The organism is Laspinema sp. D2d (genome assembly GCF_025370755.1).
Lineage (GTDB): Bacteria > Cyanobacteriota > Cyanobacteriia > Cyanobacteriales > Laspinemataceae > Laspinema.
In genome coordinates this window covers 212,432-239,357 of the sequence record NZ_JAMXFC010000001.1, presented here as the reverse complement: position 1 = coordinate 239,357, position 26,926 = coordinate 212,432, and the positions used below count along the sequence as shown (strand labels likewise).

Genomic DNA, 26,926 nt, shown 5'->3' with positions numbered 1-26,926 from the left:
CTCCTGGCTAGGGGACCCACTGGAAAAGGATTCCCCAAACCGGACTCCAGAGATAAGAGTAGCTGGGGAAGTTTTGGGCAAACGGCTACTCCCCTGACTCGGATTTAGGGATACAATTTAAAAGCAGCATGGAAGCCCTTAGCTTTTGCCAGAGTAGATATTCGGAATCAGGATGTGATCCACGGGGGTAGAACCCCGAAAAAGCAAAGTTGAACCGTTTCAAGGGAAGGAAAAAATCGGGCAACCCTTACCCTGAAAGAACTTGATAGAATAGTTAAAAGTTCCAGATATTGAAAAAGGGTTCAAATTGGATCAAAACGGACAAATCAGGGTGACACTGAAGAAGTTGAAAATTCAGAACTTGAAACGTCAATGAAACGGGTCGCACTACTAATCGGAATTAGTCAACATGAAGCGGGAGAGGACGAAGACCCTGGTCTACCCCCCCTGCCTACAGCGAAACAGGATGTATCCGCGATCGCCCAAGTATTGCAGCATCCCGAACAGGGCGGTTTTGCCCCTGCCGATGTCCAACAACTCATCGATCCCGACCTGCAAAGTATCCGCTGTGGCTTGGAGGTCCTGTTGCGCGATCGCCAACCCGAGGACTTGGTATTGCTGTATTTTTCCGGTCATGCGATCGCCGACTCCACGGGATCCCTGTATTTTGCCACCAAGAACACGACCTGTAAACACCTCACGAATACAGCGATCGCCGCAGAATTCTTGCAGGCACTCTTGTACACCAGCGTCGCCCAGCAACAAATTATCATCCTAGATTGCTATTTCAGTGGCGGGACTGGCTTGGTCGATGTCAAACAGCAATTGGGAGGGTATGGCAAAGCCATTCTCACGGCCTCCACCACCTTTCAATCCCTGAACCGTTGGGGCGATCGCATCGCGCATCCTAATCCCGCCATCAACTGTCTGGACTATTCCGCCAAACAGCATCATTTAGGACTCTCCATCTACACCGGCTATTTTATCGAAGGCATCGAAACCGGGGCCGGGGATCTGAATCGAGATGGTACAATTTCCCTGGAAGAATTGCACCACTATGCCAGTCAAAAAGTGCAAATCCTTGCTCCCGCCTTGCAACCGGCGATCTACGCACTCCCGGAAATCGGTGCAGTCGCCCTCGGGAAAGCCCCCAAAGATAACCCTCGCCTGACCTACCAATTAGCCGTCGAAAATTTTCTCGGACGCAGTGGCGGCACTCTTTCCTTACTCAGCCTCCGTAGCCTAGAAATTCGCCGAGAAAGCCTCGGTATTTCCGCCACCGATGCCCTAATCCTTCAAGAAAATGCCCTCAAACCCTATCGGCACTACAAAACTAAATTACAACTTTATAAAACCGTCGTTAGATCCGTGATGCAGCTTCAGGACCTCCCCCTGAGTCCCGAAATCGAGCAAGATTTGCAACATTTACGCCGGGATATCCTCGGCTTGGGCGATCTCGATGTCCGGGTCATTGAAGAACCTCTGTATCCCTCAGAACTGGAGAAAAGTTTTCCGACTTTGATGGTTGCCTGGGCGAGTATAACTCTCATCCTAGTTTTCGGCAGTTATTCTATATATAAGTACCTGACCAACCCAGTTCCCTCCCCCGCCATCTCGACCTGGCTGGAAGCGATCCCGATCCCTTCCTTTTCCCGGACGACTCCTGACCCCAGTCCCGAACCGGAACCGGAATCCCCAACTCAATCAGAAACTAAACCGGGGCGACCCCAGAACAAAAGAGTCAGACCTTTACCACCGCGTCCCCAGGCCGTCCCCTTTCAGGTCCCAACTCAGGACCCTATGGTACTCACGGGTCATGTCGGCCCGGTTCAGGGACTGGCAATCGACCCCCAAGGCCAACTCTTGATTAGTGGAAGTTGGGACAATACCCTGAATATTTGGGATTTAGAAACTGGGGTAGTCCGAGAGACCCTGAGATCCGAAAGCCCGAGTGTGATTCGAGATGTGGCCCTTGACCCCTATAGCCAACGCATTGCCAGTGCCCGGGATGACGGAACCATCGAGATTTGGCAACTCGATCGCCAAGGGTCGGATCTGAATGTAGCTTTAGAACAGCGCATTGCGGCTCATTTTGGGCCGGTTTACGCGATCGCCATCAGTCCCGACGGACTCACCCTAGCGAGTGGGTCTCAAGATAATACGATTAAAATTTGGGCTATAGAAACCGGGGATCTCCTCCATACCCTCACGGATCATCAAGGACCCGTGCGATCGCTTGCCATCACTCCTGATGGACAAACCCTGATTAGTGGTGCCGGAGATGCCACCATTAAAATTTGGAACCTGGAAACCGGAGAGTTGCAAAATACCCTCACGGATCATACGCGTTTAGTCCGAGGACTGGCGATCGCCCCCGATGGCAAAACCCTCGCCTCGGCCAGTTGGGACCGCACCCTGAAAATTTGGGATCTCACAACCGGCGAGTTACGCAATACCCTGATCGGGCATACCGATTCAGTCGTTTCTGTGGCAATTAGTCCCGACGGTTCCACCCTCGTCAGTGGCAGCGATGATGACACGATTAAACTTTGGGATTTGACCACCGGGGAAGAACGCGCTACCTTCACCAATCACCGCAGTGATGTTTTTTCCCTCGTCTTTAGTCTGAATGGCAAAACCCTCGTTTCTGCCAGTTGGGATCAAACTATCCAAGTCTGGCGATCGCCCTAAAAATAACAGAAAGCTCATACCCATCCGGTTGTTCAAAGTCGGTTTCTTTCTTAGCCTGCGTAGGCGGGCTGATACACAAAATAGATTTTTGAACTCCGGATTTGGTATGAGATGCTCCTAATCCTCTTCTATTTTCTCTCGATTTGAATCGTATTGGCGGCTAAAATTTGCTTGAATTCATTCATATCCTCTGGGGTAAAACTTCTTTTAGGCAGCGTATAAGAAGCCTTGAGTTTATGAAGAATAAAAAACACCTGGTTGGATTCAAGCACCTGCTGTACTGCACTCCATTCAATTTCGCTTTTCATCACCGCATTTTTGTAACTGAATCCTGAATCTTCTATTTGAACAAAAACAGGCTCTTTTAAAAACGGTGCAACTTTCCACATAAACCAAGTCATGGCTTTGTGCCAAACTCTAAGATTGCAGAACAGAACAAAACCGGCAGAAATCAACAAGGATTGGTCTACCCTTTTTAAAAAATAAATATCATTATTAATTAAAGCATAAACTTTTAAAAATGCCAAAAACCCAAATAATATCAGGAGAATGTAAGTCAGTAAAATTCCCAGATACCGCAAATAGGGCTTGGATTGGGTATAAATCATCAGGCTTTCTTCAAAATCTTGACGCTTTAACGTAAATTCCAGGGAAATTGCCATAAATTCACTTGATTAATGAGATAAAATTGAGGGGGTAAAGATAGACAAAAGACTCCTCAATCGATGCCTTAACTAAGCCTCAACCTTCAAGAGTCCTTCTTAAGCCAGTGGGAAGATTTTTCTAGTGTAGATCATCGGACTATAAAAAATTAGTCAGGGGTCATGGGTCGATAGAGTATTCACCCCCGTAAATTACAAATGACCAATCACCAATCACCAATGACTAATCCCTAATGACCGTGGGGAATAAGGGAGACACACCATAGATTAAAATTAATCAAACACTCATTAATAACAACATCAGGAGACATTGACCTTGGCTACACTTGGGGTTAATATTGACCACATTGCCACCATTCGACAAGCACGGGGGACCGTAGAACCGGATCCCGTAGCAGCAGCCACCTTAGTCGAACTTGCCGGTGCCGATGGGATTACGGTGCATTTGCGTGAAGACCGCAGACATATTCAAGACCGTGACGTTCGTCTGTTGCGTGAAACCGTCCGGACCCATTTAAACCTAGAAATGGCGGCGACGGACGAAATGGTAAAAATTGCTCTGGATATTAAACCTGATTATGTGACCTTGGTTCCGGAACGACGAGAAGAACTGACCACGGAAGGCGGACTGGATGTCGCTGGACAACGCGATCGCATGGAAGGAGTGGTAGATACCTTACAATCAGCAGGAATTCCCGTCAGTTTATTTATTGATGCCGATCGCGCTCAAATTGACGCCTCAGTTCAAGTCAAAGCGCAATTTATTGAACTGCATACCGGACAATATGCAGAAGCCAAAACCGAAGCCGAACGCGATCGAGAATTAGCGATTTTAAGCGAAGGTTGTAACCAGGCTATCTCTTCCGGGTTGCGTGTTAATGCCGGACATGGACTGACTTATTGGAACGTTTATCCCATCGCCCATCTATTAGGAATGGAAGAACTGAATATCGGTCATACCATTATCGCACGCGCTGTTTTAGTCGGATTAGAACGGGCGGTTCGAGAAATGAAACAAGCCATGCAAGGCCATTAATCAACCCTAGAAAACAAGCAATTTTAGGGGATTTTCCGAGATAAAGAGTAGAGATTGGGATGAAATTTGAGGGGATAATCTAATCGAGGCAAGGGGGAAAAACCCTCAGCGATCGCCCGGGGTCCGGATCCGACCTCTCACCGAACCCCGGGGATAATTTTGAGAAACTTTAGCCAGAAAATCCTCTAAGTTTAAGGTTCGGCATTGATTTTTGTTCCGCGTGAGTTACTTTAATGTTGTACGATACTCGATCGAGACTTGTACAAGCCAACAACCACCATGCAAACTTATCACTACGTTCTAGCAAGCCAAAAATTCTTATTAGAGGAAGAACCGTTTGAAGAGGTACTCAAAGAACGGACTAGACATTACCACGAAACCGAAAAAGAGATTGATTTTTGGCAAGTGAAGCAACCCGCCTTTCTGGAAGCGCCAGAAATGGCCGAAGTGAAAGCCAAATGTCCTCAACCGTCCGTAGCGGTGATTTCGACTAATCCGCAATTTATCACCTGGTTAAAATTGCGTCTGGAATATGTGCTGACCGGCCAATTTCAGGCCCCTTCTGCGTCGATTCCCGATCCATTAGCCTCCCAAGGGAGTTAAGGAATCCATTAAACTGCCTGATTAATACTTGGAGAGAGACCCGGGATCATAAACTATGCGGCTATCCCTAAGAACCTGTTTGAAGCGATCGCACTCCTGGTTGAGTCCAGCCTTCCTCGCCCTGAGTGGGTTAACCCTGTGCGCCCCTTATGGTCATGCTCAACCGACCTATCCAGCCTGTCAACCCCCCCTCCCAGACGAGTATCTGGTCCTGGTCCCAACGGCAACCCTGACGACTCAGGAAGAGATTCGGCGATTGCTTCCCGGGGCGATCGAAACCACGGTTTGTAACTATGTGAATGAAACCGTCACCCGTCTTGGGGGGTTTGGAAATGCGGACCAGGCCCAAGAATGGGCGCAGTATGTCAATTCTCAAGTTGGAATTGCCGCTTATGTCGTCCGTCCTGTCGGTGTGGCGGCTACCCCCAGTCCTCTCCCGGTCATGCCCTCAGCAGGGGCCTACAATCCGCAACCCCTGGGAAACGGTTATGCCGTCTTGGTGGATTTTTTCAGCAATCCCCAAGTTGCTGGGGAGTTGTGGCAAATCTTGAGAAGCGATATCGGCTTAGTATCCTATGGACAACGGCCTTATCTGTTAGCTGAAGTGACCCGTGAACAAGACAAGGCCAATCAGATTTTGCAAACCCTGAGCGATCGCGGTTTTTTTGCAACCGTTGTGGATGGCAGTAACGTGATTTTATTAGACAACGCCGTTCGCTTGGACTAATGCACGCCCCGGTCCCTTCCCCCAGACATCGGGGAGGGAACCGGACGTGCCTCAAACGGGTTTAATCCGCCCCATCGGTTCGGTTTATTCAATAGGTTTGACCTGCAATATAGGCAATACAAACCCCTAAAATTGCCCCGACAATCACCTGAAACGGAGTGTGACCGAGGAGTTCCTTCAAACGGGCTTCATTTAACTCGTGGTCATCACTAAAAAACTCATCCACAATTTGGTTGAGAATCCGTGCTTGCTTTCCCGCCGCTTGTCGGACTCCGGCGGCATCATACATCACGATTACCGCAAAAATTGTTGCCAGCGCAAACTCGGTACTATTCCAACCTGCCGTTTGTCCGATGCCCGTTGCTAACGCAGTTACCAAGGCAGAATGAGCACTGGGCATTCCGCCGGTTTCCACCAGAATGCGAAAATTAAACTTGCGATTTCTCGCCAATTCGATCGCTAACTTCGCTGATTGAGCGATCAAACAAGCTAGAGTTGCAACCAGCAGCACGCGGTTGTCGATGATATTGCCGATCTCCTGCATGGTGTTTTACGCCTTTTAATTATTGCGGTTGGTGATAAAATCCGCGAGGGTCAGAAGAGGTATCGCTTTCGTGCCAAAACTTGCCAGTTCTGCCTTAGCTTGCTCAATTAACGCTTGAGCCTGCCGAGTCGATTCTTCTAATCCCCAAATACTGGGATAAGTCGCCTTTTGCGCCTGCAAGTCTTTTCCGGCGGTTTTGCCCAACTCTTCCTGAGTCTTGGTAATATCGAGAATATCATCAATGATCTGAAAGGCTAACCCAATGTTTTGGGCATAGCGCGAGAGTTTTTGCAAATCTTCATCCGAAGCGCCTCCCAGAATAGCCCCACAGACTACACAGGCTTCGAGTAACGCCCCAGTTTTATGGGTATGGATAAAATGGAGAGTTTCTACCGTGGTATCTAGCTTGCCTTCGCATTGGATATCGACAACTTGACCCCCAACCACGCCATCAGCACCAAACGCATGAGCTAAGTGAGCGATCGCCTTTAAAACCCGAGGTGCCGGAACATTCTGAGTCTGGGTTGCCACCACTTCAAAGGCATACACCAACAACCCATCCCCGGCCAAAATCGCGATATCATCCCCGTAAACCTTATGATTCGTCAGCTTACCCCGACGGTAATCATCATTATCCATCGCCGGAAGGTCATCATGGATTAAGGACATGGTATGCACCATCTCCAAAGCGCAAGCGGTTGGCATCGCCATATCCACCGTACCCCCCACCAGTTCACAACTGGCTAAACACAAAATTGGACGCAGACGCTTACCACCCGCCAACAGGGAATAGCGCATCGCCTCATAAATTGTTTCCGGGGGCTTGATCGGCAGAGATTGGTCCAGTGCGGCTTCTACCAAAGCCTGCCGTTCCCCTAAATACGTTGATAAATCAAATTCGGATTGTGTCCTTACGGAATCCGTATCATTGGTTAAAACCATCCCTTCCTTCCTCGTACTTGTCTTATGAGCTGACGATTCCACCGCTGGAGGCGGTTGGTGTTGATGATGAGCTTACGCTGCTTTTGACCCCCGTTACAAGTGATCTAGGCGACGGACCCTAAACCGGGTAACCGGGGTAACTTTGGCCGCTTGCACTGCCTTGAGTCTCAACCTATTGTAAGGGTTTGAGGTATTTTTCCCACTGGAATTTTTGAGAAAAAAGATACGCGGAAAGCGGGAGTTCTGATAGGCTAATTTTTAATCAACCCCTCAAAACCCCCGCTTTCAAAATCTCGTTTTTACCCGAGTCCCAACCGCCGAATATAACTTTCTACCGTATTTTGCAGCAGGAGTGTGACCGTCATCGGTCCCACCCCTCCTGGAACTGGGGTAATAAATCCGGCAACATGGGTGGCTGAATCATAGTTCACATCTCCAGTTAGTCTAGATTTCCCTTCATAATCGGTGACTCGGTTGATGCCAACATCGATAACAACGGCACCGGGTTTGACCATATCACCAGTGATCAGTTCCGGACGTCCGACGGCGACGACTAGGATATCTGCATTGCGGGTAATTGCACCTAAATCCGGCGATCGCGAATGCGCCATTGTGACGGTGGCATCCGCTGCCAATAACATTAAGGCGATCGGTTTCCCCACTAGGATACTGCGCCCGACAATTGTCGCCTGTTTGCCTTTGGGATCAATCCCATACTCTCTGAGTAGGGCCATCACCCCAGCCGGAGTGCAACTACATAATCCCGGTTCCCCGCGCATCAACCGTCCCAAATTCACCGGGTGCAATCCATCCACATCTTTATCGGGATGGATATGATTAATGGCAGCAACCATATCCAGATGGTTCGGTAAGGGGAGTTGCACCAAAATTCCATCTACGCGATCATCTTCGTTGAGTTCGGCGATCGCCTCCATTAATTCTTCTTGAGTCGTTTCCTTGGGGAAATGCCGTCCGTATGAGGCGATTCCAACTTTCCCACAGGACCGTTCCTTATTACGAACATAAGCAGCAGAGGCAGGATTATCCCCCACCATCAGAACCGCCAACCCAGGTGGGCGACTGGCTTTCTGTACTAACGCCTCCACCTGCGATCGCAGTTGGCCTTGAATCTTTTCAGCGACGGCTTTCCCGTCTATGATAACGGCTGTTTTGGTCATGGTTAGGCTTGGGAGTTGCTCGAACACTCCGGCTACAGCGGTGAATATTGCTTTCTTGATTGTCTCATAGTCTGGATCGGGGAGATGGGGAGGTTGGGGGAGATGGGGGAGATGGGGAGGTTGGGGGAGATGGGGGAGATGGGGAGGTTGGGGGAGATGGGGAGGATGGGGGAGATGGGGAGGATGGGGAGGATGGGGAGGATGGGGGAGATGGGGGAGATGTTCGTAGTAACGACTGAAGTTGTTCTTTTCCTTTTCATAGCCCAAGAAATCTTGCATCGCACTAACTAGCAGGGTTTTAAAACCCTGCTAGTCTGCAAGACTTTTTAATTTTTATTAATCCACGCCCTCAATCGGTGCAAATCCTTGCCGCTGGACGTTTTCGCTTACATGACGGGGTTCTAAAAATTGTAACAGGTAATCCGGTCCTCCTGCTTTAGAACCCACCCCAGACAGCTTAAATCCACCAAAAGGCTGCCGCGCCACGATCGCCCCGGTAATGCCTCGGTTAATATAGAGATTGCCTACTTCAAACTCAGCGTATGCGCGTTCAATATGAGAAGGAGTCCGGGAATATAACCCGCCCGTTAGGGCAAAATTTGTCCCATTGGCAATCTCTAACGCTTCATCGAAATCTTTAGCGCGAATCACCGATAATACGGGACCAAAAATCTCTTCTTGGGCGATCGCAGCATCGGGTTTCACATTACTAAAAATCGTCGGTCCAATAAAATACCCTGTCTCAGGAACCGCCATTTCTAGGACTAATTCCGCCTCGGCTTTTCCTTTGGCAATATAACCTTGAATGCGATCGCGCGCATTGGCATCAATCACAGGTCCAACTTGGGTACTCGGTTCCTCTGCTACCCCAACATTCAGCGATCGCGTGGCTTCTACTAACCGATTCACAAAGGTTTCATAGACGGGTTCTAACACAATTACCCGTGAACAAGCGGAACATTTCTGTCCACTGTATCCAAATGCTGATTGCACTACCCCTGCCACTGCTGGATCGAGGTCCGCACTTTCATCGACAATCACGGCATTTTTGCCACCCATTTCGGCAATTACCTTTTTCAGGTGTTTTTGTCCCGGTTGCAAAATCGCCGCTTCGGCATAAATTTGACAGCCAACTTCTTGGGATCCGGTAAACACAATGGTATTGACATCCGGATGTTTCACTAAATGAGAACCCACGCTTGAACCTTTACAGGGAATATATTGAAAAACTCCCGATGGAATTCCCGCTTCCACTAAAATTTCTGCAAATTTAGCCGCGATTACCGATGAAACTTCCGCCGGTTTTAACAAGGTGCAATTTCCAGCAACTAACGAAGCAACTGTCATCCCAACGGGAATGGCAAAGGGGAAATTCCAGGGAGAAATAACAACGGTAATTCCCCGGGGTTGATAATGATAGCGGTTGGTTTCTCCGGCGACATCGTAATTCACCCCGCTATTGAGTCGTTCCATTTCATCGGCATAGTAACGACAAAAATCAATTCCTTCGGAGATTTCTGCATCACATTCCCGTAAGGGTTTGCCGACTTCTAATACCATCCAAGCGGATAATTCATGGCGGCGTTTTTCCATTAACTCTCCGGCTTTGCGAAGCAAGTTTGCCCGATCGCCTGCGGGGGTGGTACGCCATTGAGTTAAGGCGGATTTTGCAGCAGCGATCGCCTGATCCGCTTGTTCCACAGACATTAACCCAATTTTGCCAATTACTTCGCTGGGATTGGAGGGATTAACAGAGTTTACGGTATTCGGTGCATTAACGCGATCGCCATTAATTAAAGGCAAATAAATTTTACCCAATTGTTGACGAACCGAGGCTAAAGCGGCTGCTGCTTCTTGCCGTTCTTTGGTATCCGCAAAATCGCGATCGGGTGCAGCATTGGGTAAGGCTTTATTGTGAATAGCGATCGCCTCATCTCCGTTCGCTTGCGGGGGTCCGATTAAAGTTTCAATTGGGCGATCTTCCTGACTTTGCCGTACAAATGAACTATTTGCGGTATTTTCCAACAAGCGGCGAATGAGATATGCCATCCCGGGAAGTAAATCCCCATAAGGACAATAAACGCGCACTCGATATCCTTGTTGCACTAAGGCTTTTGCGAGTTTATCTCCCATCCCGTAAAGCACTTGCATTTCAAAGCGACGGCGCGGGATATTCAGAGTTTGGGCAATGGCGATCGCATGGGCTTGCGATCGGACATTATGAGACCCGATTGCGGCATACAAATAGTCATGATTTTCTAGCAGCAATTCGGTCATTTGTTCAAAATTAACATCGGTTGCTGCTTTGTCGTTATAAACAGGTTGCGGCCAATGTTTTTGAATTGCTTTAATGGTTTCCTGGTCCCAATACGCCCCTTTAACCAGACGTACCGTAACCGGATTTCCCCGTTCTTTCGCCCAGTCAATCAAGCCTTGCAAATCTTGTTTGCTATCGCGTAAATAAGCTTGCAAGGTAACTCCGATATCTGTGCGACTGCGGAATTCTTCTTCCATTAGCAATCGCTTGAGAATGGACAGGGTGAGGTCTTTATAATGATACTGTTCCATATCAAAATGGACCGCTGCCCCGACTGTTTTAGCGTGACGCAGGAGGGTCCGAATGCGATCGATAACCCGCGCTTCACTGCCCTCAGCATCAATCGGGTCAAATTGGGAATAAAATGCCGTTAATTTGACAGAAACCTGCACTTGGGGAATAGTTTCCCCATCCGCTTCATCAATTTGAGGAACTTTAGACCATTTCTTAGCTACATCGGTAAGCTGAGTCATCAAATCTAGGTAGCGTTCCAGATAAGATTGTGCCTCTGCTTCCGTAATTACCGCTTCCCCAAGCAAGTCCATTGTAAACGCCATTTTGTCTTTTCGCAGACGTTCAATGGTTTTGAGGGCTTGCTTAATATTTTCCCCAGAAATGTATTTTTGCGCCAAGGTTTCTACAGCCGTAGATACGGTGGTGGCTGCAATTTGACCCGGAACTGAGTCCCCTCCACTAAACCCAATCAGTTTTTTAAGGGTGTCAGGGAGTTCAACTTCTTCGACGGTTAAATATTCTTGTAAGTGACGGGCAATTTCTGGTTTGCTTCGTAATGCGGGGAGACAGTCAATAAAGCGAAATAGCTGGACCCGTAAACCGGGGTTGCTCATCGCCCAATCGAGTATTTTATCATCCCAACGCATTTGGTCTTGCAATTGGGCAAAAAACGAGCGCTTTTCCTGAGTTGCCGCCAGGAGTTGCTTGGCAATTTCTTGAGTTTTGGCTTCGTAGGTTGTGTTTTTGGACGCTTGTACTACCACGGCTGACTTTACCCTTTTTTGAGGCTAGATGATGGGTCAGGTCTCCGACGCGATCGCGCCTTTGACTGCCAAACTCAATATTATAGCTTTTTTTGAAGTTTTCTTCAAGAAAAATTCCAGTTGAAAGATGAATGTTTCTAGCATTTCTACTCAGGTTAGTAACGAATTTTAGCCCGATTTCATGCAATAAATTCGTGATAATTTTTGAAGATTGAAGATTATTTTTTGCAGTCCCCTAGCAAGGGACCAGAAACCGGGTTTCTTGCGGAGTTTTTGCTAATTATCACAAAGGGTAGGAAAAAACCCGGTTTTTTCAACTTGTTAGGAGGACCAAAAACCGGGTTTCTTGCGGAGTTTTTGCTAAGTGTCACAAAGGGTAGGAAGAAACCCGGTTTCTTAACTGGGTACGGGACTAAGAACCTTAAAATTCTTTGAAAGGGAGTGATTTTGTAAGAGGTTACCCCCCATATTCAAAAAGAATTTCATTGCGTTGCACGGCATCTAAATGTCCTTGACTAGAATATCCGTTAAACAGGTTGTGGACTGCTGACGGAGGAAGGAGAGTGGTATGCCAGGTCTGCAAAAATTGGGTTAAGAGTTTATCTTGTTCTTGTCGAAATCCTTCTAAATAATTGCCTCGATTGAGAATCGCAAAACAAATCCAGCCTTTATCTTGGGTGGGGAGGATTCCAGCAAGGGCGCTGACATCCCATAAAGTGCCAGTTTTCACAACTGCACCGCCTGGAATCTCTCGGTAGTCCATTGTTCCGCCATCTCGACCCGCGACGGGAAAAAGGTCACTTAAATTGAGGTTTTGCGGTTGTAAAAGTTGTTGAATTGCCATAAACATTCCACAAGCCGCCCGGGGAGAAATTTGGTTTTCTTGTCCTAAACCGGACCCATTAATCAGTTGAATTTCTGATAGGGGAACTCCGGCAGCTTCTGAGGAAAGTTTCCGAACTTGGTTGACACCGCCCAAGGCATCAGCTAACATTTGGGCCATGACATTGTTGCTATAAATATTCATTTGTTGCAACAGATCACGCAAGGGCAAGGACCGATGGCGGACTAAGAGGGTTTGGTTGGAAATGGGTTGGGAGGCGATCGCAATTTGTCCGGCGATCGCCACCTGGGGTTTCGGCGTCCCCGGTGCCATTTGCCAATAGGCATGGGCCGCCTCCTCAGTCCAGAGACTCTCATTGATTGCCTCTCGCAACATTTCAGCACTCACCTCGGGATTCTCATAAAAATTCATCGAAAAGTTGCCGGTAATAATTAAATTACCCGTCACTTGACGAATTCCCATTTGATTGAGGGTATTTCCCAGGACGATCGCCTCTTCCCAAATAAAAAAGGGGTCATCTCCTCCCGTGACAATCAAATCCCCTTGCAAGACCCCATCCACAATTTTACCCTTGGTCCCAATCAGGATTTCAAATTGGTGATCAATATCCCAAGTTAATAAAGCAGCTAAAGAGGTGGCGACTTTCGTAATTGAAGCAGCAGGGAGGGGAACAGTCCCCTGGTGATTGGCGAGGAGTTGATGACTCGATTGCACCCAGACCCCTTGACCTTCAGCCGGGAGGCCCTTGGTGACCAATCCCTGCAAGTATTGCTGTACCTGTTGTTCGGTGGGTGGATCGCCGATTTCCGCCAGAACATGGCCGGGAATCGCGGGTCCTAGGACTAACTCCACGGCATTTTCCCGAGGGAGTTTTAGCCCCGTCATATCCAACCACACCGAGAGCAAACCGGAACTAAGTAAATCCAGCATTACCACAAATTCGTAAAGCGTTCTTTATCCTTTTTACAAGGTTTTGTACGCGATACCCTAAAAAGACGCCTGAAATCATGGGGGCGATCGCCACCGGATTAAAACCCAGATTTCGCTTCTAAACTAGGATTTCTAAAGCTGCACCCCGTAGCCCCTTGCCCCCAGGAATCCCCTGAAAAAAAATTATCCCCAGAAACGATTCAGAAGAGTTATGCGATGGTTTAAGGCTTCTGGTAAAATTTGTAAGGTTTCTATGACTTCGATCAATGGGATCTTCACGGGCACGGATCGCTATAGATGCTATGGGCGGGGATAATGCCCCTGCAGCAATCGTTACGGGTGCGCTTCAAGCCGCCTCTGAGTTGGACGTAGATGTTATTTTGGTCGGCGATCCTGAAAAGATCGACTCCTGCATCAAAGAACATCAAAAAGACGCCAATTTCCCCAATCTGAATCAGGTGGAAATTATTCCGGCTGATGAAGTGGTGGAAATGCACGAGGAGCCTTTAAGCGCTTTAAAACGGAAGCGCAATGCTTCCATTCGAGTGGCTATGGAATTGGTGAAGAAAAACCAAGCTCAGGCCATTGTTTCAGCAGGGCACTCCGGTGCGGCAATGGCAGCGGCCCTATTACATTTGGGGCGGCTGCCCGGAATTGACCGGCCAGCTATTGGTGCCATTTTTCCGACTATTGTTCCCAATAAATCCGTTCTGATTTTGGATGTAGGGGCGAATGTGGACTGTCGTCCCAAGTTCCTGGAACAGTTTGCGGTAATGGGAACGATTTACAGCCAATACGTTTTGGGGGTAGACGAACCCAAGGTCGGACTCCTCAATATCGGGGAAGAACCCTCCAAGGGCAACGATCAGGCCGTTCGCACCCATCAGATGTTGGTTGACAATCCACTGGTTCCCTTTTTTGGGAATGCGGAGGGTCGCGACATTCTGTCGGGTAACTTTGATGTCATCGTCTGTGATGGCTTTGTCGGCAATGTCGTCTTGAAGTTCGCTGAAGGGCTTGGGGAAATTGTTTTAAACATTCTCAAAGAAGAGTTGACCCAGGGCATCATGGGGAAAATGGGGGTTACCCTGTTAAAACCGAGTCTGAAACGGTTTAAGCAACGGGTTGATCACGTCGAACGGGGTGGGGGCTTATTATTGGGAGTAGCCGGAATTTGCATTATTACGCATGGGAGTTCCCAAGGCCCCACGGTTTATAATGCGATTCGCTTGGCAAAGGATGCGATCGATCACAATGTGCTTGATCGGATGCAGTCTCAGTTTGAATCCCAAAAGCAGCTCACGACAGTACCCGAACCGACGGCTGAAAGTTGATGGCTGAACGTTGAGGGCACCGATCCGGCTGCGATCGCGCCTTTGGATACTCTAAACAACCGCGTATGACTCAAGAACCGACCGAGGGAGAATCAGTTTGAAAGAAATAGGGGTAGGCATTGCAATTACAGGAAGCGGTTCAGCGACTCCAGCGAACGTCCTAGACAATCAAGCGCTGTGTCAGATGGTGGAGACTTCCGATGAGTGGATTGAGTCTCGCACGGGAATTCAGGCCCGACGGGTGGCTTCTGTGACAGAATCCCTCACGGAATTGGCGACTCAGGCGGCATTCAAGGCAGTCGCCATGTCGGGTCTCCAACCCACGGACCTGGATTTGATTGTTCTGGCGACTTCGACGGCAGATGACCTGTTTGGGAGTGCTTCCAAAATTCAGGCCAATCTAGGTGCAACTCGGGCCGTCGCCTTCGACCTCACCGCTGCCTGTTCTGGGTTTCTGTTTGGGATGGTCACCGCTGCCCAATTTATCCGCACGGGGGTCTACAAAAATGTCCTCGTTATTGGGGCAGATATCCTCTCGCGCTGGGTGGATTGGGGCGATCGCCGCACCTGTATTCTCTTTGGCGATGGCGCGGGGGCTGTGGTTATGCAAGCCAATACCACTCGCGATCGCCTCCTCGGTTTTGAGTTGTGCAGTGATGGCAGTCAAAATGACTGTCTGACTCTGGCTTTCCAACCCCAGGAAAAAGCCCTCACTCCTACCCTGTCCGTCGGCCAAGGCTCCTACCAATTCATCGAAATGAACGGCAAAGAGGTCTACCGCTTCGCCGTTAAACGAGTGCCGGAAGTGATTGAAAAAGCCTTACATCGCGCCGATATCGACGTCGATCGCGTAGACTGGCTGTTGCTCCATCAAGCCAATCAACGCATTCTCGATGCCGTCGCCGTCAGACTCAAGATTCCCACTCATAAAGTCCTGGGCAATCTCGCCAACTATGGCAACACCTCCGCCGCTTCTATCCCGATCGCCTTGGATGAAGCCGTGCGCGAAGGCAAAATTAAACCCGGCGATGTCATTGCCGCTGCCGGTTTTGGTGCGGGACTGACTTGGGGTTCTGCCATTTTTGAATGGGGTTAACCGATCAAGTTCTACCCCCCACACCCAGGGTCGCGTTCCATTCGCAAAGGCTGGAGGCTTTCCTGCGAGGGGATCAGAGCGGATTAGGAGCAAACAGACTTTTAAAAACCAAATGGGGTATGAACCCAGTTCTTTACCCTACTCTTTCTTGACCTAATAACCACGAAAAATTGACGAATGACGAAAACAGCATGGGTGTTTCCGGGACAGGGTTCCCAAGCCCTAGGCATGGGTGTAGATTTAGCAAACCTACCCATTGCTCAAGAAAAATATGCCGCCGCTGAGACGATTCTCGGCTGGTCCGTTTTGGACATTTGCACCAACGCCGAAGATAAACTCAGCAGCAGTCTCTACACGCAACCGAGTCTCTATGTTGTCGAAAGCATTCTGGTTGATTTAATGCGCGATCGCCAGCAACAACCCGACCTCGTTGCCGGTCATAGTTTAGGCGAATATGTCGCCCTCTATGCTGCCGGTGTCTTTGACTTTGAAGCCGGTTTACAACTGGTCAAATATCGCGCTGAATTAATGAATACCGTCGCCGGGGGTCAAATGACGGCCCTCATAGGCTTCAACCGGGAACAGCTTGATGCTCAAATTAGTGCCACTCCCGATGTCGTCCTCGCCAATGACAACAGCGATGGACAGGTAGTCATTTCTGGGACTCCCGAAGCGGTAGAGTCCGTAATTGCCGCCATCAAAGTCAAACGGGCAGTCAAATTAAATGTCGCCGGGGCCTATCATTCCCCCTTCATGGAACCCGCACAAGCTCAATTCCAAAATGCTCTCGATGCGGTTCCCTTTACTGATGCCCTAGTTCCGGTTCTGTCCAATACTGACCCCACCCCGGAAACCAAAGCTGAGGCGTTAAAACAGCGTCTCTCCAAGCAGATGACAGGTTCGGTGCGCTGGCGGGAAATCATGTTACAACTCCCCCAAGAAGGCATCGAAAGCGTGGTCGAAATTGGACCGGGCAAGGTTTTGGCTAATTTAATCAAACGCGCCTGTTCCGATTTAGCCGTCGAGAATGTCAGCACAGCGGCTGACTTACCGGCCTAATTTCCTCCAAAACAGACGCAGTTTGTTTTAACCCGCACCCTGAAGGGTGGGGAGGAAAGCGGAGGAAGCCTGCGCAGGCGGGCTAATGGAGAAAACAGGTCTTTGACAGCCGGATTTTGTATTCATTCCTCAGTTCCCATTCCTCATTGTTGATTGCTCATTTCTTGTGGAAAAAACCCGCGAACCTGTTTCCAGCTTAATTCTGTATAACTTGTTGAAGTGGTCTGTGATTAGCCCCATGCTGCATACCTACTTTTGGGGGCGGATTTATGGCGCTCAAAATGTGCCCCTGTCCGGCCCTCTGGTGGTGGTGAGCAATCATGCCAGTGATTACGACCCTCCGATTCTGGCTAGCTGTATGAATCGTCCCGTTGCTTTTATGGCAAAGGAAGAGTTATTTCAGGTTCCGGGTTTAAAACAGGTGATTTCTTTGTATGGGGCCTATCCAGTCCGTCGAGGAGAGAGCGATCGCGCAGCCATGCGATCGGCATTATCATCCCTAGAAGACGGTTGGGCCACGGGGCTATTCTTAGACGGCACCCGTAGTCCCGATGGTCGCATTCACAACCCCAAACTCGGCGCGGCCCTGATTGCAGCTAAGGCTAAAGTCCCTATATTGCCCGTGAGTCTCTGGGGCACTCAGGCGATCGTCAAAAAAGGGAGTCTCATTCCCAAACCCGTTCCAGTGACCATCCGCATTGGCGAGGTGATCCCCGCCCCCTCTTCCACGAAGCGAGAGGAGTTGGAGGCGATCACCCAGCACTGTGTTGAAGTGATTCATGGGTTACATGATTTAGGTCGGTGAAGGGAGAAGGGGGATGGGGAGGATGGGGGAGATGCTTACAACAGTATGTTTTTTACGTGCAAGGGGATTCTCATTAGATTAATTCCATCTCCGGTCCCCTCCCCTTAGCAAGGGGAGGGTTAGGGTGGGGTCCTCCTGACGGGGCGCAGGCCCCGTCAGGAAGAATTAGTGGGTGAGGTGCTCGTGACGTGGCAAGATCCAAGTCACGAAAAAAGAGGTTGGACCAGCACCCATACAGGCACTTAATCTTTAAACAGTGCGTTATGTAGCGATCGCCCAAAAAGAACCTCACCCTAACCCTCCCCTTAGCAAGGGGAGGGGACCGGAGATGGAGTTAAATGTAAAAAACCTATTTTTGTAAGTCTCCCCCATCTCCCCCATCTCCCCCATCCTCCCCATCCTCCCCATCCTCCCCATCTCCCCCATCTCCCCCATTCCCACTAATCCTCCCCCTGGGCGGGGGCAAAACTGGCCCCGGTATAGCCAGTGGTGACCCACAAAATGGCGCGGGCACCATCGCGAATGGTTTTTTCGATGGGTTCAGGCGATCGCCCCGAGGGGACAGGTAGGGGCTTGAACGTAATTCCCCGACTCCCTAAGACAATCTCCCCAATCACTTGGGCGCGGCGCATATGATCATCTGAGGTAATCAAATACACACTATCAATCCCTTGGGACTTTAATTGGTCAACGAGGGTCGTAAAGTTGGTAACGGTATCCCGGGCTTGATAGTCTAAATGCACCCGTTCTAGGTCAATTCCCGCTTGGGAAAAGACCCATTCGGCATATTCTTGATTGCTGCCTCCAGAAACCCAGATTTCTAATTGAGGATTTTTTCGGGCAAATTCGGCGGCAAATTCTTCTCGCTCTAAAGCCCCCCCCAAGACTAACAGGGCTTGGGGGGTATCCATATAATTTCTGATTTGTTTGTAGGCGATCGCGCCTACCAGGGACAATCCCAAAAGCAGCCCTACCAAAGATCTGCCTGGGGACTGCCTCGTTTTTGCACTCCCGTGAAGTCTTCCTTTCAGACAGATCTTCAACAACATATCTCAAGTTACCAACTATTGATTCAGTAGTCACCGAACGAGCCACCCGAGTTCGTGATCCACGAACCGGGTGCAAGTTTTCGTACTATAGACTAACAGAGAACGGGACTGGCCGGATTTGAACCGGCGACCTAGCGCTTCAGATTTGTGTGAGTTTCCTCACTCTCTGGACTATTCCTTCACCTTAGACTGGAGGTCCGTAGGTGGTGGCCGTTACGTTTGAGGAGGTTTGTACTTTATAGCGTAGATTGTCGGGAACGTAAGGGGTGATGAACGCGAGAAATCGTTTTCCTTCTTGAGTACCCATTCTCAGTCGATAACCATCCGAGGTTTTACTCAGCCCCCACTTAAATCCCCAAATTTCTGAAAAATAATCAATAATGATTTCATTTTCACTTTCGGAGAAGGTGTTGTTTAAATACACTTCTAGGGCGTGAATTTTTCCATTCCTTTTTTTAAAGGACTTGGACCCTCGGTCTAAAAACCATAAAGCAATTCCAGTGGGGGTTAAGAGGTTTAGAAACTTAGCCGTAACGGTTTTAATCCCGCCGCAATAGAGTTTCTTAACCAAGACCCGAGTTAAGGGAATCAACTTCGGTTCTAAACAAAGGAGTTCCTCTCCCCGGTTGGTGGTTCGAGGTCGGATGCTAACCGGCTGTTGGGTGATTTGTTCGAGAAGTTGTTTTTTAAACCAAACGTAATTCTCTTGGGTGGCCCGATGGGAAATATAGAAATTGTTTTGATTTCTTTTTCCCTGACCCAATAACATCCCCACTAAAACGCCTCGTTGTTCTACTTTGGATGCGACATTAAAGTCCATCTCTAATGGCTCTCTCAAACCAGTCTCTGCACCTTCCTTTGACAGCTAGAATCACAGGAGGACCGGATCAAACATTAATTCTTTCCGATGTCTGCTGTTGTTTAGCCATTCAAAGGCTTGGCTCAAGATTACCTTATCTGTGCATTAGCTTTGATTGGAAAGCTGAATTCAGACTTAGGCTTTCTTGAATTTGACCACATTCACTCCTGGAGTTTCCTCCAAGGTGCCCGATGCTTCAGGAGGCGCTTGCTCTATCCAACTGAGCCACAGCCCCAAGACTAAACTAATTGTAGCAGAACTGGGGACAACTCGTCTGCTTTTTTGCGGGTTTAGAGAGTTTTACTGGGATGGGCCGATCGCCTACAAATCCTTGATTTTTCATGGATTCCAGGTCTGAACCTAGAAGCGGGCGGGGCGATCGCCTCGTCCCAGCGAGTGTCCTTGATCCCCGCCAATCCCCTCCCCAAGGAGGAAGAAATCTGGGTCGATGGGAAGGTAACAAGGGATGGGGTTGCGATCGGCATCACATCACGAGTTTGGTTTCGTCACCTGAAAACGGGAAAACGCCTCACTACCCAGGGGAGGAAACATCACATAAATCAGGAAATACTCGTCACTGAGAAGCTTTGAGCAAAAGGCGATACTACAGTCATCAAAGGAAAGAAGAGGGAACCTGACTATGATTCGTATCCGGGACATCGTGCAACAAGCCTTGACAATGGGTTATCTGACCATAGAAGCTGAAGATCAGCTTAGAGATCTGCTGAGTACCAAATATGATTTGGAAGACTTGAATGCCTTTATGACCCTACAGCACGCCAGTATGTCCGGGCGAATTAAGCAGCAGTCTAGGGTGATCCGCTACAAGACCACCGCTGAGGATAGGATAAACCAGGCATCTCGGCAGGCAGGATAACCGATAGGGTTCCGCCCTATTTGGGGGCGGCGTTGATTTCTGAGTGCAAAAACTCGGCTGATAAAAATTGCTAATTAAGGATTGCAGATTTGCCAGAATCGCCACATCAAGGGATCCGGTCAGGGTGAAGCGGCGATCGCCACCCCTGGAAGTTTCCTTAAACTGGATATGCTATCATTTTTAGAATTTTTTAAGGAATCCGGCTAGAGCAGCTTGATATTGGAGATTGCTCTAAAATTCCGGACCCCAGTGCCATCGGTGGTGTCTTGTGGAAAAAAATCCAGTAAGGGGTAAAACCCCCAAAGGATTAGACCCATCACCCCCTATAATACCGGGGATAACCGAGGGGCTTATTCGTCCTAGCGTGCATCAAACTCAGGAGAACTCACGGCATGGCATATATCATCTCAACCATCAATATGAAGGGGGGCGTCGGAAAAACAACCCTAACCGTTAACTTAGCCGCCTGTTTAGCCAAATATTATCACAAACGAGTATTAGTCGTGGACTTGGATACTCAAATTAGCGCCACCCTCAGTTTAGTTGCTCCTCACGACTTTTCTAAACTGCGGAAAGAAAAACGGACTTTAAAGCATTTGGTCAATGATTTTATTCAACCTCTTGACCAAAAATCTTTGCCCATTCAAGATATTATTAAACCCTATATTGGCACCGTTAAAGGATTAGATTTACTGCCCGGAGACCTGGAAATTTATGATGATTTTATGGTATCCGAAGTTCTCCATCGCAAAGCCTTGCGTCTGGGAAAAGATAATTTTGAAGAAGTCTGGACTAAATTAGAGCAAATCTTAGTCCGAGGAATTTTGGAGCCGGTCATGAAAGATTATGATTTCATTATCCTAGACTGCGCCCCCGGTTATAACTTATTGACGCGCAGCGCCTTAGTTGCCAGTGATTACTATCTTCTCCCCGCCAAACCCGAACCCCTCTCTCTGATTGGAATTCAGTTATTAGAAAGAAGAATTAACCAACTCCGAGAAATTTACAAAAACGAGAATCCCCTCGATTTAGAAATGGTCGGAATTGTCTTTACGATGTCTGGGAATTTACTCACCGGGAGATATTACCGGCAAGTGATGCGCCGGGTCCATGATGATTTTGGAGAAACCAAAATTTTTAAAACGAGAATCCCAATGGATGTCAATGTCTCAAAAGCAGTGGATAGTTTCCTCCCCGTTTTGCTCACCCATCCCACTTCCATTGGGGCAAAATCTTTTTCGCAATTAACCGATGAGTTTATGCAAAAACTTCAAATCATTGTGGAGATGAAGGAGCAAAAAAATAAATTAAACTTAGTCAATTTAGACTAAATTCATGAATTTGAAAACTGCGTTTTTGGCTGGAGTTGTTCTTGCTATCTGGGTGCTGATGCCTGCCTTTTCCCTTGTTTTCCAGTAGTTCTGTTTTTGGGAATGGCCTATCCTTACCGCGATGAAAGCTCCCAAATAATGGCCTAAATCGAAACCGTAATTCACCTCTAGCGATTCCCAAAGTTATTCTACAATTTTGGGAGTGCGAGGAAAATGATCGCACGCCTCTGGTGGCGCTTATCCCCAAATTATATCAAGTCCGTTAGATTACCCTAAAAAAATAGTTCTTCTTCTCCCCCTTCCCTTGCAGGGAAGGGGGCTGGGGGGTTAGGTCCCTGTGCGTGAGCAAGCCAATAGGATATTTTTATACTAAATTCCACCCTAAAAAGTCGTTTTTTTATATTAAGTCCGCCCAGGTAGATTTTAATTATATAATTGCACGCTTAAGGGTAAGAGTTGGTGCAACAACCTGATTTCTCACCTTGAGATAATGGCCTAGGACTAGAAACAGGGGTTTTTGAGATCATCTTGGTCCCGTGGTCAGAATTAGGATTACTATCTCTCTCGGGGCGATAAATCTGGTAAAGTAAAGTGACCCTAACAGAATGCAACTATCAGATGAACATTCGGATTGGCAATGGTTATGACATCCATCAACTCGTGAGCGATCGCCCGTTAATTCTCGGGGGCGTCAGGATTCCCCATGAATTGGGATTACTCGGTCATAGCGATGCGGATGTGCTGACTCATGCGATTATGGATGCCATGCTTGGGGCCTTGAGTTTAGGGGATATTGGACTGTACTTTCCCCCCAGTGACCCCCAATGGGCGGGGGCAGATAGTTTAAAATTATTAGCGCAAGTTCATCAACTGATTCGAGAACGGGGATGGGAAGTGGGGAATATTGATTCGGTTGTCGTAGCGGAACGACCCAAATTAAAACCCCATATTTCCGCTATGCGCGATCGCCTCGCTCAAGTCTTGAATATCGAAGGCGATCGCATCGGAATTAAGGCCACCACCAACGAAAAACTAGGCCCCGTGGGACGAGAAGAAGGCATTGCTGCTTATGCCGTCACCTTATTAGTCACTCAAGCCTAAACCAATCGCTACAATAAAACATAACCCGAAATTCTTAAAATACTGCCGAGGAGAACGTCTCAATTATGGTTAAAAAATATTGGCAACAGGGAGTGGCGATCGCCCTGACTATTTTACTCGGAATTTCTTTATCCTCCTGCAATCCAGCCCAATTAAAAACCTCCGCCGCTCAAACTCCCTTAGTATTGAGTATTCTTAGCGACCCCAAAACCTTTAACTACGCCCTGAGTGAAGAATCGCCTAATATTTTTGGATATACTTACGAAGGGTTAGTCACTGAAGATCCGATCACCGGAGAAGTCGAACCCATTCTGGCGGAATCCTGGAAAATTTCCCCCAATGGATTGCAAATTATCTTTACCTTAAGAGAAAATTTGCGATGGTCTGATGGTCAACCTTTGACCGTTGATGATGTGGTTTTTACTTATAACGATATTTACTTTAATGAGAAAATTCCCAGCAGTACCGCTGACGTCCTACGGATTGGCGAAAGTCGGGCCTTTCCCACTGTCCGAAAACTCGACGATCGCCGGGTAGAATTTACTGTCGTCGAACCCTTTGCCCCCTTCCTGAGAGCCGCCGGATTAGCCATTTTGCCCGCCCATGCACTGCGGGAATCCGTGGAAACCTTAGATCGAGAAGGAAATCCCGTCTTTCTCTCCACTTGGGGCATTAATACTCCCCCAGAGGAAATTATTGTTAATGGTCCTTATAAACTTGCTACTTACCGGCCTAGTGAACGAGTTTTCTTTGAAAAAAACCCCTATTATTGGCGTAATCCTCAGCCTTATATTGAGCGAATTTCTTGGGAAGTAGTGGAATCTCAAGATACTGGGGTTGTCCAATTTTTATCAGGAATTTTAGATAGTATTTCCGTCAGACCGGAAGATTTTTCATTACTGAAAAAGCAAGAAGAACGTAATAATTTTAAAATTTTATATGAATTAGAACCGGCTCCGGGAATCACCTTTATGACCTTTAACTTGAATAAAGGTCGGTTGGAGGATAGCAATCGTCCCGTAGTGGACCCGATTAAATCCCGCTGGTTCAATTCTGTGAAATTCCGGCAGGCGATCGCCTATGCAACGGACCGAGAAACGATGATTGAGAATACCTTCCAAGGTCTCGGCAGACCGATCAATTCTCAGATTTCTGTCCAAAGTCCTTACTATCTTTCCCCCGAAGAAGGTTTAAAAGTTTACGATTACAACGTAGAAAAAGCTCGCCAACTTTTGGAAGAAGATGGATTTACTTATAACAACAGAGGCGAACTCTTAGATTCTGATGGCAACCGGGTCCGCTTTACCTTAATTACCAATGCCGGGAATAAAATTCGGGAAGCAATGGGCGCTCAAATCAAGCAAAATTTGAGGCAAATCGGAATTCAAGTGGATTTTCAACCCCTCGCTTGGAACGCCGTAATTACCAAATTATCTGATTCTCTGGATTGGGAAGCCCTGATCATTGGATTTGGAGGCGGAACCGAACCCCATTGGTCCTCGAATTTATGGTTACCGGAAGGGCGACTTCATATGTTTAATCAACCTCGCCAAGTCGGGCAAACCCCGTTAGTCGGACGAGAAATTGCCGATTGGGAACGACGCCTGGGGAATCTTTATATTCAAGCTTCTCAGGAAATTGATGAAGCCAAACGCAAAGAACTCTATGTCGAAACCCAGCGGATTACTCAAGAATATTTACCCGTGATTCAGTTAGTCAATCAACTGTCAATCACAGCCGTGCGGAATCGGGTGAAAGGGGTGAAATATTCTAGCCTAGGGGGAGCATTTTGGAATATTTATGAATTGCAACTGGAGGAATAGTTGTCTGGTAAAATGGCAGTTCTTAGGGCAAAAACCCTTAACTCAATCGCACCGCACGCTTAACACCCACCCATGAATCCCGAAACGCTCCAATCCTTATTAGAAGCCGTTGCAGCCGGTCAAGTGAGTCCATCCACTGCGGTAGAAGAGTTAAAATATCTCGGATTTGAGCCGGTGGGGGATTTTGCCCGCATCGATCGCCATCGGGCTTTGCGAACCGGCTTTCCAGAAACCATTTGGGGTCCAGGGAAAACACCGGAACAAATCGCCGATATTATACTTTCCATGCGGGAACATCATCCCGTAGTGATGGCAACCCGAATTACTCCGGAGGTATTTGCAGAGATTGAGGACCGGGTACATGGGTTGTATTATTATCCCACGGCTCGGATCTGTTCCACAGCGATCGCCTCCGCCACGGCGAAATATCCGGGCAAAATCGGCATTCTCTGTGCTGGGACAGCGGACCTCCCCGTCGCCGAAGAAGCGGCGATCGTTGCCGAACTTTCGGGGTTTGAAGTCAAACGGTATTGGGATGTGGGAGTTGCCGGAATTCATCGGTTACTCGCCAGTTGGCGGGCGATCGCTGAGGCAGATGTTCTGATCGTCGTCGCCGGGATGGAAGGCGCATTACCCAGCGTCGTGGCAGGTTTAGCCAATGCACCCACCATCGCTGTTCCCACCAGTATCGGCTATGGAGCCAGTTTTAATGGATTAGCGCCCTTGTTAACCATGCTCAATTCTTGTGCCGCCGGTGTCGGAGTGGTTAATATTGATAATGGCTATGGTGCCGCTATTTTAGCGGGACAAATCCTGCGAACCGCACAACGAGTAACCGAAAATAACAATCCTTGAAACAGGACCAGAAACCGGGTTTTTGCATGAAGTTAATGCAACTTAGCAGAAACTTGGAAAAAACCTGGTTTCTAACCCTCACTGTACTGGCGTGATTTGATACACCTTAAATCCTGAACCTCTAGGCAAGGGATTTCCCTCGATATCTGTAGGATAAGATTCCATTGGACTTTCTGGGACATAAGGTTGAGCCGCTATATATTCCCCCGAAACTTCCACAGGACGGCCCACAAATTCCTCAAATTGTGCCAATGATACGGCATCAGAAGGACGGAGAATGACCCCTTCCTCTGCCGAGCGATCGCCAATTTGGGTATCTCCCACATCTAACACATAATAATCCCCACCGCCAGCATTCCAAGATTCAATATTTTTTGTCCAAGGCTTTTTAATCACCACCCCAGATAGGGTTACGCTGTCTGACCTTTGTTCCTTACTCATGCCGATGGTTACCGCTTGGGTTTCCTCCAGTCCAGTCCCAACACAACCGGCGAGAGGAAGCAGTAAGACGAGGGAAAATCCGACGAGCGATCGCATCTTAAAGCTCTGAATTTTACTAAAGATTAGTAATCTGTTGAGCGAACCATTGAGCCGCTGTGCCATTGGTTTCGTGAGTTAAGCGTTCTAGGGTTTGGGATAATAAGGCGATCGGTAATCCCTCAAGGGCTAATGATTCATTCACTTGTTCATACTTGCCATTTTCCTGTAAGCAAAAGGCAATCACCCGGTTTCCTTGAATATCGATCGCCCAATATTCGGGAATTTTTAAAGCCGCATAAAGCTGTTTTTTTTCATCCAAATCCGTTGCCAACGTGGAATCGGAAACTTCACCCACTAAATCGGGAACCCGCCAGACATCCAGATTAATCCGACGTCGTTCCCCGGCTTGCCATTGGGGAGATCCAGCCCCAATATAAACCAGGCGATCGGGTGCGGCCCCTTGCTGGTGCGGTTTTTCCAAAACACAGCCGCCTAAATCATCCCAAATTTGCCCGCGCTGAGAAAACCAGAGAAAAAATAGCATGGCAAATAGATTATTGACTCTGGCATGATCAATGCCTTCATTCCCCATATCAATCCACAGATACCCTTGATGATAAAAAGCTCGCCCGTCCTCAAAATTGTCAGCATCACAATAGGCTAAATAGTCCTCCCAGGTGGCGGGTTGCCACTTGGGAAGATCAGAGTTTAAATAGGATGAACTTAAAATTGCAGGATTCATGTATATCCGAGAGTTTATCCCTACTTTCTCTTAATTTAACAGC

General features: G+C 48.2%; 23 protein-coding genes. 13 read left to right on the top strand and 10 right to left on the bottom strand.

The features are described 5' to 3' along the window. Nucleotides 1-372 precede the first annotated feature (372 nt). On the top strand, nt 373-2,691 hold the full coding sequence (locus NG796_RS01040) for a caspase family protein (protein WP_261204055.1): 2,319 nt from the start codon (nt 373-375) through the stop codon (nt 2,689-2,691). Between the two features lie 128 nt (nt 2,692-2,819). Here NG796_RS01040 and NG796_RS01035 read toward each other — a convergent pair whose 3' ends face one another. Then, nucleotides 2,820-3,353 (bottom strand): YcxB family protein, encoded by a 534-nt coding sequence (locus tag NG796_RS01035; protein WP_261204054.1) that lies wholly within the window; start codon nt 3,351-3,353, stop codon nt 2,820-2,822. Nucleotides 3,354-3,669: 316 nt separating this feature from the next. Between NG796_RS01035 and NG796_RS01030 the strand changes: the two genes are divergently transcribed. The 3 genes from NG796_RS01030 (at nt 3,670) to NG796_RS01020 (ending at nt 5,719) form a co-directional block, all read left to right on the top strand. After that, nucleotides 3,670-4,389: a pyridoxine 5'-phosphate synthase gene (locus tag NG796_RS01030; protein WP_261204053.1), complete on the top strand. Its 720-nt coding sequence runs from the start codon at nt 3,670-3,672 to the stop codon at nt 4,387-4,389. 279 nt (nt 4,390-4,668) lie between these two features. Then, nucleotides 4,669-4,992: an MgPME-cyclase complex family protein gene (locus NG796_RS01025; protein ID WP_261204154.1), complete on the top strand. Its 324-nt coding sequence runs from the start codon at nt 4,669-4,671 to the stop codon at nt 4,990-4,992. A gap of 55 nt (nt 4,993-5,047) precedes the next feature. Further along, nucleotides 5,048-5,719, top strand: coding sequence for a hypothetical protein (locus NG796_RS01020; RefSeq protein WP_261204052.1), 672 nt, complete (start codon nt 5,048-5,050; stop codon nt 5,717-5,719). 88 nt (nt 5,720-5,807) lie between these two features. On the opposite strand, the gene NG796_RS01015 is transcribed toward NG796_RS01020, so the two are convergent. The 5 genes from NG796_RS01015 to NG796_RS00995 form a co-directional block, all read right to left on the bottom strand. Next, the gene (locus NG796_RS01015) at nt 5,808-6,263 is read right to left on the bottom strand and encodes a divergent PAP2 family protein (protein WP_261204051.1); all 456 of its coding nucleotides are present in this window, start codon (nt 6,261-6,263) and stop codon (nt 5,808-5,810) included. 15 nt (nt 6,264-6,278) lie between these two features. Then, nucleotides 6,279-7,205 (bottom strand): geranylgeranyl diphosphate synthase CrtE, encoded by a 927-nt coding sequence (gene crtE, locus NG796_RS01010; protein ID WP_261204050.1) that lies wholly within the window; start codon nt 7,203-7,205, stop codon nt 6,279-6,281. A 299-nt stretch (nt 7,206-7,504) separates the two neighbouring features. Next, nucleotides 7,505-8,383, bottom strand: a complete 879-nt coding sequence (gene folD / locus NG796_RS01005) for a bifunctional methylenetetrahydrofolate dehydrogenase/methenyltetrahydrofolate cyclohydrolase FolD (RefSeq protein ID WP_261204153.1) — start codon at nt 8,381-8,383, stop codon at nt 7,505-7,507. Between the two features lie 336 nt (nt 8,384-8,719). Beyond that, nucleotides 8,720-11,698 (bottom strand): L-glutamate gamma-semialdehyde dehydrogenase, encoded by a 2,979-nt coding sequence (gene pruA, locus NG796_RS01000; protein ID WP_261204049.1) that lies wholly within the window; start codon nt 11,696-11,698, stop codon nt 8,720-8,722. 457 nt (nt 11,699-12,155) lie between these two features. Next, entirely contained in the window at nt 12,156-13,472 is a 1,317-nt protein-coding gene (locus tag NG796_RS00995; protein ID WP_261204048.1) for a D-alanyl-D-alanine carboxypeptidase, read from the bottom strand. 266 nt (nt 13,473-13,738) lie between these two features. Between NG796_RS00995 and plsX the strand changes: the two genes are divergently transcribed. The 4 genes from plsX to NG796_RS00975 all read left to right on the top strand — a co-directional run bounded on the left by plsX (nt 13,739) and on the right by NG796_RS00975 (nt 17,766). Further along, nucleotides 13,739-14,806, top strand: coding sequence for a phosphate acyltransferase PlsX (plsX, locus tag NG796_RS00990; protein ID WP_261204047.1), 1,068 nt, complete (start codon nt 13,739-13,741; stop codon nt 14,804-14,806). 97 nt (nt 14,807-14,903) lie between these two features. Then, complete coding sequence (locus tag NG796_RS00985; protein WP_261204046.1) at nt 14,904-15,902, top strand: beta-ketoacyl-ACP synthase III; 999 nt, start codon at nt 14,904-14,906, stop codon at nt 15,900-15,902. A gap of 177 nt (nt 15,903-16,079) precedes the next feature. Further along, nucleotides 16,080-16,961 (top strand): ACP S-malonyltransferase, encoded by an 882-nt coding sequence (fabD, locus tag NG796_RS00980; RefSeq protein WP_261204045.1) that lies wholly within the window; start codon nt 16,080-16,082, stop codon nt 16,959-16,961. Between the two features lie 166 nt (nt 16,962-17,127). Continuing rightward, nucleotides 17,128-17,766, top strand: coding sequence for a lysophospholipid acyltransferase family protein (locus tag NG796_RS00975; protein WP_261204044.1), 639 nt, complete (start codon nt 17,128-17,130; stop codon nt 17,764-17,766). A 440-nt stretch (nt 17,767-18,206) separates the two neighbouring features. On the opposite strand, the gene NG796_RS00970 is transcribed toward NG796_RS00975, so the two are convergent. Together NG796_RS00970 and NG796_RS00965 are read right to left on the bottom strand one after the other, a co-directional pair. Beyond that, the gene (locus NG796_RS00970; RefSeq protein WP_261204043.1) at nt 18,207-18,815 is read right to left on the bottom strand and encodes a YdcF family protein; all 609 of its coding nucleotides are present in this window, start codon (nt 18,813-18,815) and stop codon (nt 18,207-18,209) included. A 184-nt stretch (nt 18,816-18,999) separates the two neighbouring features. Further along, nucleotides 19,000-19,635 (bottom strand): LAGLIDADG endonuclease, encoded by a 636-nt coding sequence (locus NG796_RS00965; protein ID WP_261204042.1) that lies wholly within the window; start codon nt 19,633-19,635, stop codon nt 19,000-19,002. A 679-nt stretch (nt 19,636-20,314) separates the two neighbouring features. On the opposite strand from NG796_RS00965, the gene NG796_RS00960 reads away from it, so the two are divergent. The 5 genes from NG796_RS00960 to larB all read left to right on the top strand — a co-directional run bounded on the left by NG796_RS00960 (nt 20,315) and on the right by larB (nt 25,661). Continuing rightward, nucleotides 20,315-20,551, top strand: a complete 237-nt coding sequence (locus NG796_RS00960; RefSeq protein ID WP_261204041.1) for a hypothetical protein — start codon at nt 20,315-20,317, stop codon at nt 20,549-20,551. A gap of 392 nt (nt 20,552-20,943) precedes the next feature. Then, a complete protein-coding gene (locus NG796_RS00955; protein ID WP_261204040.1) occupies nt 20,944-21,882 on the top strand; it encodes a ParA family protein in 939 nt (312 codons plus the stop codon). 618 nt (nt 21,883-22,500) lie between these two features. Further along, nucleotides 22,501-22,983, top strand: coding sequence for a 2-C-methyl-D-erythritol 2,4-cyclodiphosphate synthase (gene ispF / locus NG796_RS00950; protein ID WP_261204152.1), 483 nt, complete (start codon nt 22,501-22,503; stop codon nt 22,981-22,983). A 65-nt stretch (nt 22,984-23,048) separates the two neighbouring features. Next, nucleotides 23,049-24,806, top strand: coding sequence for an ABC transporter substrate-binding protein (locus NG796_RS00945; RefSeq protein WP_261204039.1), 1,758 nt, complete (start codon nt 23,049-23,051; stop codon nt 24,804-24,806). 72 nt (nt 24,807-24,878) lie between these two features. Continuing rightward, entirely contained in the window at nt 24,879-25,661 is a 783-nt protein-coding gene (gene larB / locus NG796_RS00940) for a nickel pincer cofactor biosynthesis protein LarB (RefSeq protein WP_261204038.1), read from the top strand. 78 nt (nt 25,662-25,739) lie between these two features. On the opposite strand, the gene NG796_RS00935 is transcribed toward larB, so the two are convergent. Continuing rightward, nucleotides 25,740-26,198, bottom strand: a complete 459-nt coding sequence (locus tag NG796_RS00935) for a hypothetical protein (protein WP_261204037.1) — start codon at nt 26,196-26,198, stop codon at nt 25,740-25,742. 19 nt (nt 26,199-26,217) lie between these two features. After that, on the bottom strand, nt 26,218-26,883 hold the full coding sequence (locus NG796_RS00930; RefSeq protein WP_261204036.1) for a Uma2 family endonuclease: 666 nt from the start codon (nt 26,881-26,883) through the stop codon (nt 26,218-26,220). Nucleotides 26,884-26,926 lie beyond the last annotated feature (43 nt).

Bases quoted from the DNA above. Each gene is read 5' to 3' on its own strand.
- NG796_RS01040 (WP_261204055.1), top strand. From the start codon at position 373: ATGAAACGGGTCGCACTACTAATCGGAATTAGTCAACATGAAGCGGGA.
- NG796_RS01035 (WP_261204054.1), bottom strand. From the start codon at position 3,353: ATGGCAATTTCCCTGGAATTTACGTTAAAGCGTCAAGATTTTGAAGAA.
- NG796_RS01025 (WP_261204154.1), top strand. From the start codon at position 4,669: ATGCAAACTTATCACTACGTTCTAGCAAGCCAAAAATTCTTATTAGAG.
- NG796_RS01020 (WP_261204052.1), top strand. From the start codon at position 5,048: ATGCGGCTATCCCTAAGAACCTGTTTGAAGCGATCGCACTCCTGGTTG.
- NG796_RS01015 (WP_261204051.1), bottom strand. From the start codon at position 6,263: ATGCAGGAGATCGGCAATATCATCGACAACCGCGTGCTGCTGGTTGCA.
- crtE (WP_261204050.1), bottom strand. From the start codon at position 7,205: ATGGTTTTAACCAATGATACGGATTCCGTAAGGACACAATCCGAATTT.
- folD (WP_261204153.1), bottom strand. From the start codon at position 8,383: ATGACCAAAACAGCCGTTATCATAGACGGGAAAGCCGTCGCTGAAAAG.
- NG796_RS00995 (WP_261204048.1), bottom strand. From the start codon at position 13,472: ATGCTGGATTTACTTAGTTCCGGTTTGCTCTCGGTGTGGTTGGATATG.
- plsX (WP_261204047.1), top strand. From the start codon at position 13,739: ATGGGATCTTCACGGGCACGGATCGCTATAGATGCTATGGGCGGGGAT.
- fabD (WP_261204045.1), top strand. From the start codon at position 16,080: ATGACGAAAACAGCATGGGTGTTTCCGGGACAGGGTTCCCAAGCCCTA.
- NG796_RS00970 (WP_261204043.1), bottom strand. From the start codon at position 18,815: ATGTTGTTGAAGATCTGTCTGAAAGGAAGACTTCACGGGAGTGCAAAA.
- NG796_RS00965 (WP_261204042.1), bottom strand. From the start codon at position 19,635: ATGGACTTTAATGTCGCATCCAAAGTAGAACAACGAGGCGTTTTAGTG.
- NG796_RS00960 (WP_261204041.1), top strand. From the start codon at position 20,315: ATGATTCGTATCCGGGACATCGTGCAACAAGCCTTGACAATGGGTTAT.
- NG796_RS00955 (WP_261204040.1), top strand. From the start codon at position 20,944: ATGGCATATATCATCTCAACCATCAATATGAAGGGGGGCGTCGGAAAA.
- ispF (WP_261204152.1), top strand. From the start codon at position 22,501: ATGAACATTCGGATTGGCAATGGTTATGACATCCATCAACTCGTGAGC.
- NG796_RS00945 (WP_261204039.1), top strand. From the start codon at position 23,049: ATGGTTAAAAAATATTGGCAACAGGGAGTGGCGATCGCCCTGACTATT.
- larB (WP_261204038.1), top strand. From the start codon at position 24,879: ATGAATCCCGAAACGCTCCAATCCTTATTAGAAGCCGTTGCAGCCGGT.
- NG796_RS00935 (WP_261204037.1), bottom strand. From the start codon at position 26,198: ATGCGATCGCTCGTCGGATTTTCCCTCGTCTTACTGCTTCCTCTCGCC.
- NG796_RS00930 (WP_261204036.1), bottom strand. From the start codon at position 26,883: ATGAATCCTGCAATTTTAAGTTCATCCTATTTAAACTCTGATCTTCCC.